The organism is Rhodococcus sp. P4_B6 (assembly GCF_056402215.1).
Genome location: NZ_JBFUHV010000032.1, coordinates 1 through 15,963 on the forward strand (window position 1 = coordinate 1; position 15,963 = coordinate 15,963).

A 15,963-nucleotide genomic window follows, 5' to 3' on the forward strand; every position below is an offset into this window, starting at 1 on the left:
GGGTTTCTCACCCGGTGACCGGGCCGAGAACATCCGCCGCGTCGGCCACCTCACCCGGTTGTTCGCGGACGCCGGGGTGGTCGCCATCGCGTCGATGGTCTCGCCGCTCCGATCGGACCGGGCGATTGCCCGGGCGCTCAACGAGGCCGCGGGCCTGCCGTTTCTCGAGATCCACGTGAGCACCCCGGTCGACGAATGCGAACGGCGCGATCCCAAGGGGCTCTACGCCCGGGCGCGGGCAGGCGAACTCCGAGGCCTCACCGGGATCGACGCACCGTACGAGGCCCCTGAGACCCCGGATCTCGCGTTCGACACCACCGGCGCCGATCTCGACGACCTCGTCGCCCGGATTCTCGCCGAACTCGCCCGGCACGAGACACTGTCGGCCTAGCGTGCGACGAGCCGGCGGAGTGCCGCCTCCAGCCGTCCGGGCACGGTGTCGAGGGTCTCGATCCCGGCGACCGCCGCGTCGAGGTCCACGCCGCGAGCGGCGAGGGCGGCGATCGCGGCGAGTGCGTTGTCCACCTGATGCACTCCGAGTAGCCGGAGCCGCACCGGTTTCCGGTCCCCGGCGCCGCGGAGCGTGAACGACGTGCCGCCCTCGTCGGCGTGCACGGCGGAGGCGTAGAAGTCGGCCGCCGGCGTCCTCGACGAGAACGTCACGCGGGGCACGGTGACGGTGGCAGCGAGGCGGCGCCCGAACTCGTCGTCAACGCCGATCGCTGCCGCGGCGCAGTGCCCCGGTTCGAACAATCGGGCCTTTGCCGCGAAGTACGCGTCCATGTCGGGGTGGAAGTCCAGATGGTCGCGGGCGAGATTGGTGAACACCCCCACCCGGAAAGACGTCCCGTCGATCCGGTGCAGAGCGAGACCGTGGCTCGACACCTCCATCGCGACCGCCCCGATCCGCTGTTCGGCGAACGCGGCGAGCGTCTGCTGGAGTTCGCACGCCTCGGGTGTCGTCCGGGTCGCGGCCCGTGAACCGCCGGGTCCCCGGACCGCGATTCCCGTCATCATTCCGGCGGCGGCCCCGGCCGCGCGCAGTCCCGCTTCCAGGAGGTACACGGTGCTGGTCTTCCCGTTCGTCCCGGTCACCCCGTAGACGTCGAGCGCCTCGGACGGATCGCCGTACACCCACGACGCCAGCGGACCGAGAACCCGGCGCGGATCGTCCACCACGATCGTCGGCAGGACGTCCGACTTCCGGTCGCTGAGCATCGCGACCGCACCGCGCGACGCGGCATCGGCCACGAACTCGATCCCGTGACGGTGGCGGCCCGGCAGCGCCGCGTACACGTCCCCGGCCCGGACGAGACGCGAATCCTGGTTGATCCCCGTCACCGCGGCGTCGCCCGGCCCGCAGAGGGTCGCCGACCGGCCGAGGCGGCGCAGCACGTCGGTCAGCGGCCTCGGTGGGGTGAACCGCGGGTAGTCGACGCTCACCCTCCCAGTCCATCACTGGTGTGCAGGCCGCGAAGACGGAACCGCGATCATCCGTCCGCGGCGCCCTACCTCGCCGCTACGTCTCCACGCCGCTCCGGGGTTCGTCCAGGATTCCGCGTTCCTCGCTGTAGGCCGACCGCACGTCCGGCACCCGGCCGAGCGTGGCGAGGTACTCCTCCATCGCCTTCCGGGCGTAGGCCGTTCCCTCCTCCTCGCTCGGGATCGAGTCGCCCGTCGCCCGTCGCCACGTGGCGAGTTCGAGCGCCAACTCGGCCTGCGTCCCGGCGAAGTCGTCGGTGTCGGCGAGATTGTCGCGCTCGCCGGGATCGGCGAGCAGGTCGTAGAGTTCCCGGCTCGGACGCGGCAGGAGATGCTCGGTGCCCAGCACCGCACCGGACAGGCTGTTCTCGATGTCGAGGGGCAGGTCGAGCCTGGGCCGCGGCGCGTAGTTCTCGATGTAGCTGAACCGCTTGCTGCGTACCGCGCGGATGGGGTCGAAGCTGTCGTGGAACGTCTTCTCCGTGAACAGGACGTCGCGCGCCGCCTCCTCCGACCGGCCCAGCAACTGCTCGGCGTGGGAGACGCCCTCCACGGCCGCGGGGACCGGGACACCCAGCAGTTCGAGGAGGGTGGGAACCAGATCCACCCCGCTGAACAGGTCGTCGTAGACGCGTGGGGCCGCCCGCAGCCTCCGCGGTGGGCGGATGATCGTCGCGATACCGGTGCCCGGCGCATACAGCGTCGATTTCGCACCGGGGAACGCCTCGCCGTGGTCGGTGAGGAACACGACCCACGTGCTGTCGTCCAGCCCCTCGTCCTCCAGGGTCTGCAGCAGCCTGCCGACCGCGGCGTCCGCCACCTCGATCGACCCGTGGAATCCGGCCAGGTCCTCACGGACCTCCGGACGGTCGGGCAGATACGGGGGCACGTCGAAACCCTCGGGATCTGCGGGTGCGTACCTGTCGACCGGGTACGGTCGGTGCGTCTCGAAGAAGCCTGCGGTCAGCAGGAACGGGTGCGGAGGGAACCGCGCCAGCCACCGCGACGCCCGATCGGTGACGTACTCGCAGTACGAGTTCGACACGTCGTACTCGTGGAAGCCGAGCCGCTTGGGATAGGCGGTCTCGTGCTGCATCCCGAACAGGGCCGTGTACCAGCCCGCCTCCGCCAGCAGGGACGGCAGCGTGCGGACGTCGTCGTGGTACTGCCAGCCGTGGTGCGCGAGTCCGATCAGTCCGTTGCTGTGCGGGTACCGGCCCGAGAACAGGGCGCCGCGCGAGGGCGAGCACAGGGGCGCCGCCGCATGCGCGTCGGTCAGCAGCACGCCCTCCGCGGCCAGCCGGTCGAGGTTCGGGCTGCGCACCCCGGACGCACCGTAACACCCGAGGTGACGGCCCAGATCGTGCCAGTGCACGATCAGAACGTTGTCACGGACGGGATTCACCGGGGTCGCCACAGTCGCCTCCTACATCGGCGGGGAGTTACAGGGAGACCGGAACTTCGGCCTCCGGGAGTTCGGGTGCCCGTGTCGCCCGCGCGTAGACGGTCTCGCCCTCGCGCAGGCCGAGTGCCGCACTGTCGCCGCGGGTGACCTGGGCGGAGAAGGGTTCGCCGGTGGCCTCGTTGCGCAGATCCACCCGCACCTCGAATCCGAGGTGAACCACGCGCTCCACCGTGGCCCGCGTGACCCCGAGCGATTCGGCCGTCCCCGCCTGCTGCGCGAGGGCCAGGTCGGGGTCGCGGCCGAGGCGGATGTCGTGCGGCCGGACCAACTGCCCGTTGAGTTTGGCCACGGACCCGAGGAACGACATCACGAAGTCGTTGCGGGGGCGGTCGTAGAGGTCCGCCGGCTCCCCGATCTGCTCGATCCGGCCCTTGTTGAGGACCGCGATCCGGTCGGCGACGTCGAGCGCCTCCTCCTGGTCATGGGTGACCAGCACCGTCGTCACGTGCACCTCGTCGTGCAGCCGGCGCAGCCAGGTGCGCAGGTCCGTGCGGACCTTCGCGTCGAGCGCACCGAACGGCTCGTCGAGGAGCAGCACCTTCGGATCCACCGCCAGTGCCCGCGCGAGCGCCATCCGCTGACGCTGACCGCCGGACAACTGCGCCGGGTAGCGGTGCTGGAAGCCGTCGAGGCCGACGATCTCGAGAAGCTCGTTGACCTTCTTGTCGATCTCCGGCTTCGGCCGTTTGCGGATCTTCAGACCGAACGCGACGTTGTCGCGCACCGTCATGTGCTTGAACGCCGCGTAGTGCTGGAACACGAAGCCGATGTCCCGCTTCTGCGGGGAGATGTCGGTGACGTCGTTCCCGCCGATCACGACGGTGCCGGAGTCGAGGGCCTCGAGCCCGGCGATGGAGCGGAGCAGCGTCGACTTGCCCGACCCGCTGGGCCCGAGAAGCGCCGTCAGCGAACCCGAGGGGATGTCGATGGAGACATCGTCGAGAGCAGCAAAGGACCCGTAGTTCTTCCGGGCGCCGGTCACGGTAATCATGTGGTGCTCCTCTTGCGGTCGAGCAGAGTCATCAGAAGCAGGGTGATCAGCGCGATGCCCATCAGCAGGGTGGCTGCGGAGTACGCACCGAACGTGTTGTGGTCGTCGATGTAGCGCGAATGCACGAGCAGGGTCAGGGTCTGGGACACCCCGGGGAAGCCCGAGGACACCATGATCACGGCGCCGAATTCGCCCAGCGAACGGGCAACCGTTAGGACCACGCCGTAGGTCAGACCCCAGCGGATGGCAGGCAGGGTGATCAGCCAGAACGTCTGCCAGCGGCTCGCGCCGAGCGTCGCGGCGGCCTGTTCCTGTTCCTCGCCGATCTCGTGCAGGACGGGCTCCACCTCCCGCACGACGAACGGCAACGTCACGAACAGGGTGGCGATGACCATCCCGGGGAGCCCGAAGATCACCTTGAACCCCAGCGATTCGAGCCCGCCGAACCAGCCGTTGGCGCCCCACAGCAGAATCAGCGACACACCGACCACGATGGGTGAGACGGCGAACGGGAGGTCGACCACCGCCTGTACCAGACCGCGGCCCGGGAACCGGCCCCGCACCAGCGCGAGGGCCGTGACGATTCCGAACACCACGTTCACCGGGACGACGATAGCCACGATCAGCAGGGACAGATTGAGCGCGGAGATCGCGGCGGGTGTGCTGATCGAATCGACGAAGGCGCCGATCCCGTTCTCGAACGTGCGGAACAGGATGATGACGATGGGCACCACCAGCAGGCCGAACAGGTAGAGCAGCGCGACCGTGCGCAGGGTGATCCGGGTGGACCCAGAGAGCTTCATTCCGCCTGCTCCTCACGACGCTGCCCCCGGCTGGCGAAGACCCGGAGGGCGAACAGCGTCACGAATGCGATGGCCAGGAGAGCCACCGACACGGCCGCCGCGGCGGCCGGCCTGTCGATTTCGATCTGCTGTTGAATGTACTGGGATGCGACCTGAGTCTCTCGGGGAATGTTTCCGCCGATCAGGACGACGGAACCATACTCGCCGATCGCGCGGGCGAACGCGAGCCCCGCGCCGCTGATGATCGCCGGAGTCAGGGTCGGCACCACCACCTTGCGGAAGATCGTCACGTTGTCGGCGCCGAGGGAAGCCGCGGCCTCCTCGACTTCCTTGTCGACCTCGATCAGCACCGGCTGCACCGAGCGGACGACGAACGGCAACGTCACGAACGCCAGCGCCACGATCAGGCCGGGCTGCGTGGCGTTGAGGTGGACGCCGATCGGGCTCTCCGGGCCGTACAGCGACAACAGCACGATGCTGGCCACGATGGTCGGCAACGCGAACGGCAGGTCGATCAGCGCGTTCACGACCCGCTTGCCGGGGAATTCGTCGCGCACGAGAACCCACGCGATGAGCGTGCCCATGATCACGTTGATCACGGCCACCACCACGGACACCACGACCGTGACCCGCAGGGACGCCACCGCCACCGGCGAGGTGATCGCGTCGACGAAGCCAGCGATCCCGTCGCCGAACGAGGCCACGGTGAGCGCCGCGAGGGGCAGGACCACGATGACGCTCAGCCACAGGGTCGCGATGCCGATGCCGAGCGGTCCCACGGCACCGGTGACCCGGGCGACCTTCTTACGCGCAGGCGGAACGGGCGGAGGCGGCACCGTGATGCCGCGTCCGCCCGTCGTCGTCGATGTGTCGCTCACGTCGGTCTTACTTGGTTGCGTTGTCGTAGATCACTGCGATGGACCCGGTGTCCTTGGCGAACACCTCGGAGTCGACCTTGGCCCAGCCGCCGAGATCGGCGATGGTCCACAGCTTGGCCGGCGCCGGGAACTTGTCGGTGAACTCCGTGGCGACCGCGGGATCGACCGGACGGAATCCGGCCTCGGCCCACAGCTTCTGGCCCTCGGTGGTGTAGAGGAAGTCCTTGAACGCGTTGGCCTTCTCCAGGTTCTTGCTGTTCGACAGCACCGCGACCGGGTTCTCGATCTTGAACGTGGTCGGCGGGGTCACGTGCTCGACGGGGTCACTGTTGCCCTCGATGAACAGCGCCTCGTTCTCGTAGCTGAGCAGCACGTCGCCGGTGCCCTGCAGGAATGCCTCCGACGCCTCACGGCCCGACTTCGGCTGAATCTTCACGTGGTCGTTCACCAGTGCGGTGATGTAGTCGAGACCGGCGGCCGGGTCCTGGCCACCGTTGCTCTTCGCGGCGTACGGCGCGAGCAGGTTCCACTTCGCGGATCCGGAGCTGAACGGGTTGGGGGTCACGACCTCGACGTCGGGACGCAGCAGGTCGTCCCAGTCGTGGATGTTCTTCGGGTTGCCCTCGCGCACGACGATGGTGACGACCGAACCGAACGGAATTCCGTTGTAGGCGTCCTGGTTCCAGCTCTTGTCCACCAGGCCGGCGTCGACGAGGCGGGTGATGTCGGGTTCGACGGAGAAGTTGACGAAGTCGGCCTCGGCGCCGTCCTTGACCTTGCGGGACTGGTCACCGGAGGCACCGTAGGACGGCTGGAACGCCACGCCCTTGCCCTCGTCGGTGGCGTTGAACGCGGGGATCAGCTTGTCGAAGCCCGGCTTCGGCACGGCGTACGCGTACAGGTTGATGGTGCCCGCGCTGCCGTCGGCACCGGCCGAGTCGCCGCCGGCGGTGTCGCTGGCGCCGCCGCTGCACGCGGTCAGCGCCACAGCTCCGAGCGTCACGAGGGCCGTGAGAAGACTACGAGAACGGCGTTTCATGGGAGAAACCTTCCTGGGGATCTGTCACAGAGGGGTGTTGCGTAAAACGTGGGAGGTGGTGCGAGAGGAGTAACGCAAAGACCGCCCGAACGGAATCAGGAATGCGAACGAAAATCAGCAGCGCGAAACCGGTCGAGCGTGCGCGGTGTCATCCGCGCGCATTTCTGTGTGCGAGGAGAAATCAACAACAGTCGATGTCGGCGACTGCGAGCATGCCGACAGCGATCAACGCCAATTCATGGCGGACCTGGTGTACAGCGGCTTCAGACACGCCGTGAAATGTAGCAGAGCCTGAACCAACGTCCCACATCGAACAGGATTTACCGGGTGAGCAGCCAGGCGACGACGACGAGGACGATCAGCGCGAGCAGCGCGAGTGTGACGCGTGAGCGCGGCATCAGGGTTCCTCCACCTTCGAGACGTCCCGCCTGAGCAGGACGAAGACTGCGGCCAGCCCACGATCGAGCAGCCACGCCAGTCCCCGGCACACCGGCACCATCACCAGCAGCACGAGGGCGACCTGCGGAACGAACGGGAGTCCGGCGATCCACAGCTCGAAGCCGTCCCACCAACTCGCCATCCGGTCCACCGGGCCAGCCTATCGTCGACCGGCTCGTGACCGGCAGACAGGTGGACGGCAGACAGGTGGACGACGGGGACGGCGGCGGTCGATGATGATCACATGGTGTCCAGCGACGCGCACTCCCACGGCCGGCTGCATGCGGCCCCGCACCATCACCACCATTCGTTCCCGCCGATCGACGACTACGCGTTCCTGTCGGACTGCGAGTCCACCTGCCTGATCGCCCGCAACGGCTCGGTCGAGTGGATGTGCATTCCCYGGCCCGACTCCCCCAGCGTCTTCGGCGCCGTCCTCGACCGCAGCGCGGGCCACTTCCGCATCGGGCCGTACGGGCAGAACGTACCCGCCGCCCGCCGCTATCTGCCGGGGGGACTGATCGTCGAGACGACGTGGCAGACCGAGACGGGCTGGCTCATCGTGCGCGACGCCCTCGTGCTCGGCCCGTGGCACAACGTCGAGCAGCGCTCGCGCTCGCACCGCCGCACCCCCACCGACTGGGACGCCGAACACATCCTGCTGCGGACGGTGAAATGCGTCAACGGGACCGTCGAACTGGAGATGAGCTGCGAGCCCGCGTTCGACTACCACCGCGGCGCGGCGCACTGGGAGTACACGGGCAAGGTCTACGAAGAGGCCACCGCCACGTGTAAGTCGAGCCGCCCGGGCGACCACCCGACGTTGCGGCTGACGACGAACATGAAGATCGGACTCGAAGGGCGGGAGGCCCGGGCCCGGACCCGGATGGTCGACGGCGACAACGTGTTCGTCGCCCTGTCGTGGGCTCACATGCCCGCACCGCAGACATTCGACGAGGCGGCCGACAAGATGTGGCAGACGGCGAAGTGCTGGCGCGAGTGGATCACCATCGGCCGCTTTCCCGACCACAAGTGGCGGGGCTACCTGCAGCGCAGCGCTCTCGCACTGAAGGGGTTGACGTACGCCCCCACCGGCGCCCTGCTCGCGGCGTCGACCACATCGCTCCCGGAAACCCCGGGCGGCGAACGGAACTGGGACTACCGCTACGCATGGGTGCGGGATTCGACGTTCGCGCTGTGGGGCCTGTACAGCCTCGGACTCGACCGCGAGGCCAACGACTTCTTCTCGTTCATCTACGACGTGTCGAGCGCCGAGGACGGCAACCATCATCCGCTGCAGGTGATGTACGGCGTGGGCGGGGAGCAGACGCTGGAGGAGTCGGAGTTGCACCACCTCTCCGGTTACGACGGTGCGCGACCGGTGCGGATCGGAAACGGCGCCTACGACCAGGTCCAGCACGACATCTGGGGAACGATCCTCGATTCGGTGTACCTGCACGTGAAATCCCGTGAGAGGGTCCCGGAAACCCTGTGGCCGATGCTCAAACGCCAGGTCGAGGAGGCGGTCAAGCATTGGCGTCTCCCCGACCGCGGGATCTGGGAGGTCCGCGGCGAGCCCCAGCACTTCACGTCGTCGAAGATCATGTGCTGGGTGGCCCTCGACCGCGGCGCGAAGCTCGCCGATCAGCAGGGTGAGACGAGTTATGCGCAGCAATGGTCCGAGCTGGCCGACGAGATCAAAGACGACATCCTCGAGCACGGCGTCGATGCGCGCGGCGTCCTGACGCAGCGGTACGGCAGCGACAGCCTCGACGCGTCGCTGCTGCTCGCACCGCTGCTCCGGTTCCTGCCCGCGGACGATCCGCGTATCCGCGCGACCGTGCTCGCCATCGCGGACGAGCTGACCGAGGGCGGGCTGGTGCTCCGCTATCGGGTGGAGACCACGGACGACGGACTGAGCGGCAAGGAGGGCACGTTCACGATCTGCTCGTTCTGGCTCGTGTCGGCGCTCGTAGAGATCGGTGAACTGGACCGCGCGAAACGCCTGTGCGATCGGCTGCTCGGATTCGCGAGCCCCCTCAAGCTGTACGCGGAGGAGATCGACCCCGACTCGGGGCGGCACCTCGGCAACTTCCCGCAGGCGTTCACCCATCTGGCGCTGATCAACGCGGTGGTCCACGTCATTCGCGCGGAGGAGGCCGCGGCGGGCGGATTCCAGCCCGCCCACAACATGGTCTGATCAGGCGCCGACCGCCTCCAGTTGCGGTGTGATCCGGCCGAGCGAGTACTGCAGGGAAAGACTGGACGGGGTGTTGAAACCGACCACCGTCGCATCATCCTCGACGGCGAGACCACCCTGCTGCACGGACGGCAACCGGTCGAACCCCGGCAGCGCCATCAGGTCGTCGCGGGTGCCGCCGTTGGGCAGCATCACGACGAGATCCGCGTTCAGGGCGTCCACCCGCTCGGGGCTGAGGGCGAGACGGCCCCCGGTCGCCCCCGCCTCGTCCACGAGCGCCTGCGGCAGCGTCAGCCCCAACCTGCGGAACACCGCACTCGCGCCGTCATCGGGGTCGGCGCCGACGACGAGTTGCCCGGTGGCGAACATGAATTGGGACAGCACCGCCGTTTTGCCCGCCAGCGCGGGCAGCCGGTCGGCGAGGCCGTCGACGCTGCCGTTGGCGGTCGCGATGATCTCCGCATCTGGGTCAGGCTTCCGCGGTCGAGTTCCACCGCCGAGCCGTCGACCCCGGATTCCCAGGGGTACAACCCGCGCTCGTCACCCATCGGTCCTGCCGCCGCATACTCGGTGGCTCGGGCCCTACGGGTTACTCCGCGTAACGGTGAAGCAATCGCTCCGCGTCGGCCGCGATCTGCCGCACCACGGCCCCTGCCGGCCGCTCCGCCGTGACGAGACCCGCCGCTTCCCCGGCGTACACGACACCGAGGTCCGGGTTCGCGGGATCGTAGGCGGCGGCGAGTTCGGCGTCGGGCGCCTCCGCGCCGTGCCAGCGTGACGTGAAGTCGTTGCTCAGGGCCCGCCCACCCCACCGGGTCGGCCACGGCTGGCTGCGGGCCTGGTCGAACACCGACGTGTACACGGTGTCGGCGCTGCCCGCCGCGATCAGCTTGCCGCGGGCGTACTCCGGCCCGATCGTCTCGGGGCTGGCCAGCAGCGCGGTTCCGATCATCGCGCCCTCCGCGCCCGACGCAAGCACGGCCGCGAGACCACGGCCGGTCGCGATACCGCCTGCGGCGAGCACCGGCAGCGTCGTGGCCTCCAGGACCTCCTGCAGCAGCGGCAGCGTCCCGATCCTGCCGGTGTGGCCGCCCGCCTCGCCGCCCTGGGCGATCACGAAGTCGACGCCCGCCGCCTCCACGACCCGCAGGTCGTCGATCGTGTTCACCTGGGACGCCACCAGTGCCCCGGTGGCGTGGATCCGCTCCACGTACGGGGCGGGGTCACCGAACGACAGCGACACGACCCGCGGGTTCTCCGCCAGAGCGGCGCCGAGGAGAGCGTCGTCGTCGTCGAGCGCCCAGGTCATCAACCCGATTCCGAACGCGTCGCCGCCGATGCCCCGCGCGACCGCCGTCTCCTTCGCGACCCACTCAGGGGTTGCGTAGCGGGCCGCGCCGAGCAGGCCGAGCCCGCCCGCCTTCGACACCTCGCCGACGAGGGTCCCGCCGGCCCGTCCGCCCATCGGGGCGCCGAAGATCGGCACCTCGATTCCCAGTGTCCGGGTCAGCCAGGTTTCGAGGGCCACGTGCCGCACCTACTTTCGATCAGACGTCGACGGACAACAGGATCGGGCGTCTACTTCTTCGGCTTGTCCCCGACGGACTCGGACGACAACGCCGCCACGAAGGCCTCCTGCGGAACCTCGACCCGGCCGATGGTCTTCATCCGCTTCTTGCCTTCCTTCTGCTTCTCGAGCAGCTTGCGCTTACGGCTGATGTCGCCGCCGTAGCACTTGGCGAGCACGTCCTTGCGGATCGCGCGGATGTTCTCACGCGAAATGATCTTCGAGCCGATCGCCGCCTGGATCGGCACCTCGAACTGCTGGCGCGGAATCAGCTCACGCAGCTTCGACGTCATCCGCCCGCCGTACGCGCCGGCCGCGGAGCGGTGCACGATCGACGAGAACGCGTCGACGGCCTCACCCTGCAGCAGGATGTCCACCTTCACCAGATCGGCCTGCTGCTCGCCCGACTCCTCGTAGTCGAGGCTGGCGTACCCCTTGGTCCGCGACTTCAGGGCGTCGAAGAAGTCGAACATGATCTCGCCCATGGGCATCTCGTAGCGCAACTCGACACGGGTCTCGGACAGGTAGTCCATGCCGCCGAGTTCACCGCGCCGGTTCTGGCAGAGCTCCATGATCGCGCCGATGAACTCGCTCGGGGCGATGACGGTGCACTTCACCATCGGCTCGTAGACCTCGCGGATCTTGCCCTCCGGCCAGTACGACGGGTTGGTGACGACGTGCTCGGCGCCGTCCTCCATCACCACCCGGTACACCACGTTCGGCGAGGTCGAGATCAGCTCGAGCCCGAACTCGCGCTCGAGGCGGTCGCGGGTGATCTCCATGTGCAGCAGTCCGAGGAATCCGCAGCGGAACCCGAACCCGAGCGCCACCGACGTCTCCGGCTCGTACGCCAGGGCGGCGTCGTTGAGACGCAACTTGTCCAGGGCGTCGCGCAGCACCGGGTAGTCCGAGCCGTCGAGCGGGTAGAGGCCGGAGTAGACCATCGGTTTAGGGTCGCGGTATCCCACGAGGGGTTCCGTCGCACCGCCGCGCGCGGCGGTGACCGTGTCGCCGACACGCGACTGCCGGACGTCCTTCACACCGGTGATGAGGTAACCCACCTCGCCGACGCCGAGGCCGATGCTCGCCTTCGGTTCGGGCGAGATGATGCCGACCTCGATCAGATCGTGAGTGGTGCCCGTCGACATCATGGTGATCTTCTCGCGCGGCGAGATCCGGCCGTCGACGACACGGACGTACGTGACGACTCCGCGGTACGCGTCGTACACCGAGTCGAAGATCATGGCGCGCGCCGGACCGTCGGGGTCGCCGACGGGAGCGGGGACCTGCTTCACGACCTCGTCGAGCAGTTCCTTCACGCCCATGCCCGTCTTGCCGGACACGCGCAGCACGTCACCCGGTTCGCATCCGGTGATGTGCGCGATCTCCTCGGCGTACCGGTCGGGGTCGGCGGCAGGTAGGTCGATCTTGTTGAGCACCGGGATGATGGTGAGGTCCTTCTCCATCGCCAGGTACAGGTTGGCGAGAGTCTGCGCCTCGATGCCCTGCGCGGCATCCACCAGCAGGACCGCACCCTCGCACGCCTCGAGTGYGCGGGAGACCTCGTAGGTGAAGTCCACGTGACCCGGAGTGTCGATGAGGTGGATAACGTACTCGTCGTCGCCCACCTTCCAGGGGAGCCGGACGTTCTGCGCCTTGATCGTGATGCCCCGCTCACGCTCGATGTCCATGCGGTCGAGGTACTGGGCACGCATCTGCCGCTCCTCGACCACACCGGTGAGCTGGAGCATGCGGTCGGCCAGCGTCGACTTGCCGTGATCGATGTGCGCGATGATGCAGAAATTCCGGATCCGGGCAGGATCCGTGAACGTCTTGTCGGCGAAGCTGCTGATGGGGGACCCCTTACCTGGACCGGCACCGGCCCGGTTCCGGGCCACTGTCACCTGTCAGGATATCCAAGCCACCGCGTTGCGGCTGCTGCGGCATACACGCACTAAGCTCGGCGGCCATGGCGAGCACGTGGAGCAGCATCGGGAAGACGTTGGGCCGACTTGCACGGGACAAGGGACCGCAGCTTCTGGCGCAGCTGCAGAAGTCCGGCGCGCTGGACCGCGCGGCCGGTGTCCTGACCGGGTCGACGGCCGCCGCGCCGAAGCCGGCGCCGGGCCGTCCGGTCACCGCCGACTCCGCCCCGACCGCCCACCGGGCACGGAAGGTGGAGTACTCCCCCGACCTGGACGGTCGCGCGGATCCGGGCGAGATCGTCTGGACGTGGGTGGCGTACGAGGAGGACGCGAGTCAGGGCAAGGACCGGCCCGTGCTCGTCGTCGGGCGAGACGGCGACACCCTGCTGGGGTTGATGCTGTCCTCGCAGAGCAAGCACGACGGCGACCGGGACTGGATCGCGGTCGGCACGGGGTCGTGGGACGCGGAAGGCCGTCCGAGCTGGATCCGGCTGGATCGGGTGCTGGACGTGCCGGAGGCGGGGATCCGCCGCGAGGGCGCCGTCATGGACCGGGCCAAGTTCGAGATCGTCGCGCAGCGTCTGCGTGTGGACTTCAGCTGGCAGTGACGCGGTCACCGACCCAGGTCTTCGGCGACCATCTCGGCGATCGCGGTCATCGCGAGTGCGTTGGGATGTACCGGTTCGGCGGGTGACTGCGGCGCGAGGCCCTCGAACCACCGCTGCCCCGTCGGCGCGCACGCGTCGTGCCCGCCGTCCACCGCGGCCTTCGCGATGTCGATGTAGTGCACTCCGTACCGGGCGGCGGCGTCGACGTAGATCTGGTTGAACCGTTCGAAGTACCGGTCGAGCCAGACCGCGTCCGCGTCGGACACGGGCAGGTTCGGCCAGCAGCCGCGTCGGCCGACGGAACCGCCGTGCCCGATCAGGTAGACCTCGGCGTGCGGTGCCTTCGCCACGATCGCGGCCACCACGGCATCGACCTGCGGCGCCATCTTCGCGATCCCCTCGACCGTGAGCTGCTCCGCCTGCGGGTCGTCGCGGCAGTCGGCGTCGGCGCCGGGAACGAGGGCGCCGCAGCGCACCGACACCGGCAGGTGGTTGGATCCGCCGCCCCCGATGCTGAGCGTCACGACGTCGGTGTCCGCCCGCAGCGCATCGATCTGCGGCGGGGCGAAGCGCGTCCCCACGAATTGCGCGGTGCTGATCACGTGGGCGGGTGTGGCGGCGGAGCACGTGACGTCGATGAGAGTGGCGGCGCCGATCAGCCGCGCCAGCTTCGCCGGGTAGTTCAGGTCCGGCGATCGCAGGCACAGGTCGCGGTGCTCAGAGAATTCGATGAGCGGTCCGGACGCGCGGGAGTCGCCGAGGGCGACATACGACGGTCCCGGCCGTAGCGCGTCCTCGGCGGTCGCGGTCGCGGGGATCGTTCCGGTGAGCGCGACGACCGCGCACGCGAGAATTCCGGCCCGCAGGCCCCGGGCACCCGGCCCGGGTCGGTCGGAGCTCAGCTCTGCAATCGGTCGTACCGGCCGAACAGCGAACGGTAGACCAGCGCGCCCACCGCGCCGCCGATCAACGGGAACACGATGAACAACCACACCTGCGCGAGCGCGCCGTTCTGGTAGGGCGCCACGGCGAGGCTGCGAGCCGGGTTGACGGACGTGTTGTCGATCGGGATCGACACGAGGTGGATCACGGCGAGTGTGAATCCGATCGACACGCCCGCGAGGGGGACGTCGGAGATCTGGTCGGTGGACGCGAGGACCACGAACACGAGCAGCGCGGTGAGGAGGATTTCGACGATCATCGCGGCGCCGATGCCGTAACCGTTCTCGATGACCCCGCCGAGCGGTCCCTTGATGGCGGACGGGCTGTGCGCGCCCCAGCCGTTGGCGCCGAGACCGTCGTCCGCCCTGTTGTACGACGGCAGGCTCTGCGCGATCGTGTAGACCACCACACCGGCGACGAGACCACCGATGACCTGGGCGACGACGTACAGCCCCGCCTTCGCGACGGACAACCGGCCGAGCGCGAGGTGCCCCACGGTGACGGCAGGGTTGACGTGGCAGCCCGAGATGGGCCCGATGGCGTAGACGAGGAAGAGCAGGGTCAGTCCGAATGCCAGTGCCACACCGAGGTTCCCGACCTTGGCCCCGGCGAAGACCGCCGTACCCACCGCCGCGAAGACCAGTAGGAACGTACCGACCGCCTCAGCTACGTATTTCTTGAGATCCGAGATCGGTTCGACTTCTACGTATTCCTGTGCGGTTGGAGACATTGAACCCACCTTCGTCGAAATGGATCGTTAGTCCTGCTTTCCACAGATAGATCTGGGTGGCACTTTACGCCAGGCGTGTGATCTCCACGACGACTTCGAGATCTGTTGCCCGGCCACCGGAGAAGATGCCCTTGAGCGGCGGAACGTCCGCGTAGTCCCGTCCGATGCCCACCGACACGTGCTGTTCGTTCACCGCTACGGCGTTGGTCGGGTCGTATCCCCACCACGCCCCGGTCCATGCCTCCACCCATGCGTGACTCTCCCCCGCCACCGTCTCGTCGACCGCCGCATCGGGTTTCGGGTGCAGATAGCCGGACACGTAGCGACTCGGAATTCCCATGCTGCGCAACAGAACCAGAGTCAGGTGCGCGTAGTCCTGGCACACGCCCTGCCGTTCGGCCCAGGCGTCGACCGCGGAGGTGTGGACGCCCGTCGTCCCCGGGACGTAATCCATCTCCCGGTGCACCCAGTCCGCCGCCGCGACAACGGCTTCGTCGGGGGTCCGCCCCTTGCGCAGGTCCCGCGCGATGGTGTCGAGCTTGCGGCTGCGCGGCACGAATGTGGTGTTGCTCAGCTGCTCGTTGAACCGGTCGGTGAGCGGCGGGCTCGCCAGTTCGTCCCAGTCCGCCTTCTCCTCCGGCTCCCAGAACGGTTCGGTCTCGACGACGGACAGTCCGGTGACCTCGAGTTCCTTGTGCGGCGCATGCAGATCGAACGCGGTGACGGCGGTGCCCCAGTAGTCGGTGTAGCGGTACGACCGCGTCGCCGGCGTCGTCTCCACCCGGTTCAGGATCACCGTCTGCCTGCTGTCACCGCGCGGGGTGAGCCGCGCCTCGTTGTACGAGGACGTAACCGGTGCGTCGTAGGCATACCCGGTGGTGTGCACGACTCTCAT

Annotated in this window: 16 protein-coding genes and 1 pseudogene; 3 read left to right on the top strand and 14 right to left on the bottom strand. The window is 68.5% G+C overall.

The features are described 5' to 3' along the window. The coding region (locus tag AC1DWT_RS17660) for an adenylyl-sulfate kinase (RefSeq protein ID WP_477921568.1) at positions 1-391 on the top strand (391 nt) is incomplete at its 5' end. Positions 392-414: 23 nt separating this feature from the next. On the opposite strand, the pseudogene AC1DWT_RS17665 reads toward AC1DWT_RS17660, so the two are convergent. The 8 genes and pseudogenes from AC1DWT_RS17665 to AC1DWT_RS17700 all read right to left on the bottom strand — a co-directional run. Further along, positions 415-1,443: pseudogene (locus AC1DWT_RS17665) on the bottom strand (Mur ligase family protein); the annotation flags it as partial. A gap of 76 nt (positions 1,444-1,519) precedes the next feature. Further along, positions 1,520-2,899, bottom strand: a complete 1,380-nt coding sequence (locus AC1DWT_RS17670) for a sulfatase family protein (RefSeq protein ID WP_206012715.1) — start codon at positions 2,897-2,899, stop codon at positions 1,520-1,522. A 25-nt stretch (positions 2,900-2,924) separates the two neighbouring features. After that, entirely contained in the window at positions 2,925-3,938 is a 1,014-nt protein-coding gene (locus AC1DWT_RS17675) for a sulfate/molybdate ABC transporter ATP-binding protein (RefSeq protein ID WP_072946606.1), read from the bottom strand. Further along, entirely contained in the window at positions 3,935-4,741 is an 807-nt protein-coding gene (gene cysW / locus AC1DWT_RS17680) for a sulfate ABC transporter permease subunit CysW (protein WP_206012716.1), read from the bottom strand. The genes AC1DWT_RS17675 and cysW overlap by 4 nt, the downstream gene beginning before the upstream one ends. Continuing rightward, entirely contained in the window at positions 4,738-5,619 is an 882-nt protein-coding gene (cysT, locus tag AC1DWT_RS17685) for a sulfate ABC transporter permease subunit CysT (protein ID WP_072946604.1), read from the bottom strand. The genes cysW and cysT overlap by 4 nt, the downstream gene beginning before the upstream one ends. A gap of 7 nt (positions 5,620-5,626) precedes the next feature. Then, positions 5,627-6,658: a sulfate ABC transporter substrate-binding protein gene (locus tag AC1DWT_RS17690; protein ID WP_206012717.1), complete on the bottom strand. Its 1,032-nt coding sequence runs from the start codon at positions 6,656-6,658 to the stop codon at positions 5,627-5,629. A gap of 181 nt (positions 6,659-6,839) precedes the next feature. Next, a complete protein-coding gene (locus tag AC1DWT_RS17695) occupies positions 6,840-6,968 on the bottom strand; it encodes an Ms4533A family Cys-rich leader peptide (RefSeq protein ID WP_369426194.1) in 129 nt (42 codons plus the stop codon). 87 nt (positions 6,969-7,055) lie between these two features. Next, positions 7,056-7,247: a hypothetical protein gene (locus tag AC1DWT_RS17700; RefSeq protein WP_005261263.1), complete on the bottom strand. Its 192-nt coding sequence runs from the start codon at positions 7,245-7,247 to the stop codon at positions 7,056-7,058. 93 nt (positions 7,248-7,340) lie between these two features. Here AC1DWT_RS17700 and AC1DWT_RS17705 point away from each other — a divergent pair, with 93 nt between their 5' ends. Next, positions 7,341-9,296 (top strand): glycoside hydrolase family 15 protein, encoded by a 1,956-nt coding sequence (locus tag AC1DWT_RS17705; protein ID WP_477921571.1) that lies wholly within the window; start codon positions 7,341-7,343, stop codon positions 9,294-9,296. Here AC1DWT_RS17705 and AC1DWT_RS17710 read toward each other — a convergent pair whose 3' ends face one another. The 3 genes from AC1DWT_RS17710 to lepA form a co-directional block, all read right to left on the bottom strand. Beyond that, the gene (locus tag AC1DWT_RS17710) at positions 9,297-9,680 is read right to left on the bottom strand and encodes a substrate-binding domain-containing protein (protein ID WP_072946601.1); all 384 of its coding nucleotides are present in this window, start codon (positions 9,678-9,680) and stop codon (positions 9,297-9,299) included. Between the two features lie 205 nt (positions 9,681-9,885). After that, positions 9,886-10,824 (bottom strand): NAD(P)H-dependent flavin oxidoreductase, encoded by a 939-nt coding sequence (locus AC1DWT_RS17715; protein WP_206012719.1) that lies wholly within the window; start codon positions 10,822-10,824, stop codon positions 9,886-9,888. Positions 10,825-10,874: 50 nt separating this feature from the next. Then, on the bottom strand, positions 10,875-12,767 hold the full coding sequence (gene lepA / locus AC1DWT_RS17720; RefSeq protein WP_477921573.1) for a translation elongation factor 4: 1,893 nt from the start codon (positions 12,765-12,767) through the stop codon (positions 10,875-10,877). A 65-nt stretch (positions 12,768-12,832) separates the two neighbouring features. On the opposite strand from lepA, the gene AC1DWT_RS17725 reads away from it, so the two are divergent. Next, complete coding sequence (locus AC1DWT_RS17725; RefSeq protein ID WP_206012720.1) at positions 12,833-13,396, top strand: type II toxin-antitoxin system PemK/MazF family toxin; 564 nt, start codon at positions 12,833-12,835, stop codon at positions 13,394-13,396. 5 nt (positions 13,397-13,401) lie between these two features. Here AC1DWT_RS17725 and AC1DWT_RS17730 read toward each other — a convergent pair whose 3' ends face one another. From AC1DWT_RS17730 to AC1DWT_RS17740, 3 genes are all read right to left on the bottom strand, one after another. Then, entirely contained in the window at positions 13,402-14,214 is an 813-nt protein-coding gene (locus tag AC1DWT_RS17730) for an SGNH/GDSL hydrolase family protein (protein WP_206015928.1), read from the bottom strand. Between the two features lie 80 nt (positions 14,215-14,294). Continuing rightward, on the bottom strand, positions 14,295-15,068 hold the full coding sequence (locus tag AC1DWT_RS17735) for an aquaporin (RefSeq protein WP_072946597.1): 774 nt from the start codon (positions 15,066-15,068) through the stop codon (positions 14,295-14,297). A gap of 64 nt (positions 15,069-15,132) precedes the next feature. Further along, positions 15,133-15,963, bottom strand: a complete 831-nt coding sequence (locus AC1DWT_RS17740; protein WP_072946596.1) for a transglutaminase family protein — start codon at positions 15,961-15,963, stop codon at positions 15,133-15,135.